Origin of the sequence: Thiorhodococcus minor (assembly GCF_010820565.1) — a bacterium.
Classification (GTDB): domain Bacteria; phylum Pseudomonadota; class Gammaproteobacteria; order Chromatiales; family Chromatiaceae; genus Thiorhodococcus; species Thiorhodococcus minor.
This window is the reverse complement of sequence record NZ_JAAIJQ010000222.1, coordinates 1-2,069: the sequence shown is the minus strand read 5'-3', so window position 1 is coordinate 2,069 and position 2,069 is coordinate 1. Positions and strand designations below refer to the sequence as shown.

The 2,069-nt window shown below is 51.5% G+C and carries 3 protein-coding genes; all 3 read left to right on the top strand.

Annotation, left to right across the window (positions count from 1 at the left end):
- Positions 1-251 precede the first annotated feature (251 nt).
- The 3 genes from G3446_RS29385 (at position 252) to G3446_RS26470 (ending at position 2,054) form a co-directional block, all read left to right on the top strand.
- The gene (locus tag G3446_RS29385) at positions 252-869 is read left to right on the top strand and encodes an RHS repeat-associated core domain-containing protein (protein ID WP_164456647.1); all 618 of its coding nucleotides are present in this window, start codon (positions 252-254) and stop codon (positions 867-869) included.
- 270 nt (positions 870-1,139) lie between these two features.
- Positions 1,140-1,481, top strand: coding sequence for a DUF4279 domain-containing protein (locus G3446_RS26475; RefSeq protein ID WP_164456645.1), 342 nt, complete (start codon positions 1,140-1,142; stop codon positions 1,479-1,481).
- A 228-nt stretch (positions 1,482-1,709) separates the two neighbouring features.
- A complete protein-coding gene (locus tag G3446_RS26470; RefSeq protein WP_164456646.1) occupies positions 1,710-2,054 on the top strand; it encodes an RHS repeat-associated core domain-containing protein in 345 nt (114 codons plus the stop codon).
- The last annotated feature ends 15 nt before the right edge of the window (positions 2,055-2,069 follow it).

Genomic DNA, 2,069 nt, shown 5'->3' with positions numbered 1-2,069 from the left:
ACCAAACTTGAGCGTTTCACACGGATGGCGCGCGAAGAGCCGCGCAAGCGGTTCAATGCCCTGATGGGACTGTTGAGCGCGAAGGACGGTGTCAGGTCTTGTCTTTTGCTTTTTCAGGCTGTGACCAATAGGGTTCGCTTGCGAGTTCGTCCAGGGCGCAAGGCAAGACCCGTCCCCCACGGCCCCCGCGCGGCCCTGCGCCTGCGGCGGCTACACGTTGAAGACGATTCGCGAGCACTTCGGCCTTCCGCATCGGCCGATTCGCTACGAGGTACAGAACAGGCAAAACGCAAGACCTGACACTGCTTTGTACGGGCGCCCTTGCCCAGCGGATGGACTACGATGTGTGGGGTGTGGTCACGCGGGATACCAACCCGGGGTTCCAGCCGTTCGGGTTTGCGGGCGGGCTTTACGAGCCGGAGACCGGGCTCGTGCGGTTCGGGGCCAGGGATTATGATCCCTATACCGGGCGGTGGTTGGGGAAGGATCCGATTGGGTTTGAGGGTGGGGTGAACCTATTTGGATATGTTGATAACGATCCGGCTAATTGGATAGATTCTCGCGGATTAGCGCCCAAAGACAAGTGGTACGGCTACAATAATCCAGACTTTCGCGATTGGGCGCATCAACAAAAACAAGATATGGGCATACCTGGCAATGAGAATTTCACAAAAGAGGATATTGAGAAGTTACATGACCAGTGGCTCAGAGAAGGAAAGCCTAGAGGAAAGGGTGGAAAAAGCGGCAGGGGTGGTAAGAGCAGAGGCAAAGGTAGAGGTGGATTGTGGACCGTATTCATGCCTAGTGTGTGGCATCTTTGTCAACAAGATCCTACGCATCCAGCATGCGCACCAGAAGACTGCCAGTAACTTTTAGAACTCAAGTTTCGCGGTTCTGAGAATGGTCGTCTCAGCAGTGACCTAGGCTTGCGGGGTTTCGGTGGGGTTTGCGCGAAAACGGGCAAACCCCTCGGAAACTCCCCCTACCCAGGCGCAGCACCCCTCCAAAAGGGAAAAACTTCAATTTTAGAAATCAGGGTGATTTATTTGTCGTCGATAATGCCTGATATTATATTCTTAGATGACTTTGATAGTTGCTCAAGAACATACGTGACATTGTCTTTTTATCATGAGAATTGTATGCCTGACGATATATCTGTGGCTCTTGGGATCGAGCCAACTCGTACTATTCTCAAGAAGAAAAAAACGAGAATAAAAAAGAATGCTTGGTTTCTTTCGACGCAGGACTTTGTTGACTCTCGCGACTTGCGAAGGCATTTATTCTTTGTGGCTGAAAGAATCAACAAAAAGATTGACGCGCTTTCTTTACTGAAAAATTGTGGTTGGAACGCGATGCTTCATTGCTATTGGGAATCGAGAGAAGGAAATGGGGGGCCGATACTTGATGTCACTACTCTGAAAGTTATAGCCAAGATGGAGATCGATCTGCATTTTGATGTTTGGATAGATATGCCGAGCTAAACCCATCCCATTACACAGGTAAACGTTTAGCCCCCCACCCCCCAGAGCAGTCGAAGGACGGTGTCAGGTCTTGTCTTTTGCTTTTTTAGGCTGTGACCAATAGGGTTCGCTTGCGAGTTCGTCCAGGGCGCAAGGCAAGACCCGTCCCCCACGGCCCCGCGCGGCCCTGCGCCTGCGCCTGCGGCGGCTACACGTTGAAGACGATTCGCGAGCACTTCGGCCTTCCGCATCGGCCGATTCGCTACGAGGTACAGAACAGGCAAAACGCAAGACCTGACACTGCTTTGCGTGCGGTTTGGGGCTAGGGACTATGATCCCTATACGGGACGATGGATGGGGAAGGATCCGATTGGGTTTGAGGGGGATGGCGCGAATTTATACGGTTACGTTACGAATAACCCTATAAACGTATTAGACCCCGTTGGATTGCGTTCTGTCGGTGGGACAATTGTTGTTCCGTCAGGTGGTTTCCGACCCACTCCAGGTCCTAGCCACAGAGAAATATTCAACGATACTTCATATAGGCACAAGATCACATTTCTTGAATGCCTGAAAATTCAACGTGAGCAATGAATCGAGTTCTTTCTT

What these genes read in the sequence shown, in the direction of transcription:
- G3446_RS26475 (WP_164456645.1), top strand. Translation starts at nt 1,140, where the DNA reads ATGCCTGACGATATATCTGTGGCTCTTGGGATCGAGCCAACTCGTACT.